At 52.0% G+C, this 271-nt stretch carries 1 protein-coding gene; it reads right to left on the bottom strand.

The genetic code is table 11. The features are described from left to right. A partial coding sequence (locus tag ABFY71_RS18885; RefSeq protein ID WP_347947413.1) for a molybdopterin-dependent oxidoreductase occupies positions 1-271 on the bottom strand: 271 nt, incomplete at both ends.

Here is a 271-nt window from a genome sequence, read left to right as displayed (position 1 = left end):
TGCTGATTACTGTAATCACCGGTCATGGTGAGATCATTACGCTCAAAAGAGGTAGTCGCAGGCAGAACGATATCCGCGTGTTTCGCCGCCGCCGTCCAGAAGCATTCAGAGATCACCACCAGCTCCGGTTTTTGCCAGGCACGGATCAGGCGATTGGTATCCTGATGATGAGTAAAGTTGGCACCGCCCGCCCACCAGATAAAACGAATATCCGGGAAATGTCGGTCCATACCGTTATGTTGATATGCGCCACCAGGGTTTTCCAGTGCTT

The sequence above is a fragment of the Devosia alba genome (genome assembly GCF_039938915.1).
Taxonomy (GTDB): domain Bacteria; phylum Pseudomonadota; class Alphaproteobacteria; order Rhizobiales; family Devosiaceae; genus Devosia; species Devosia alba.
This window is presented reverse-complemented; position numbering and strand designations above follow the sequence as displayed.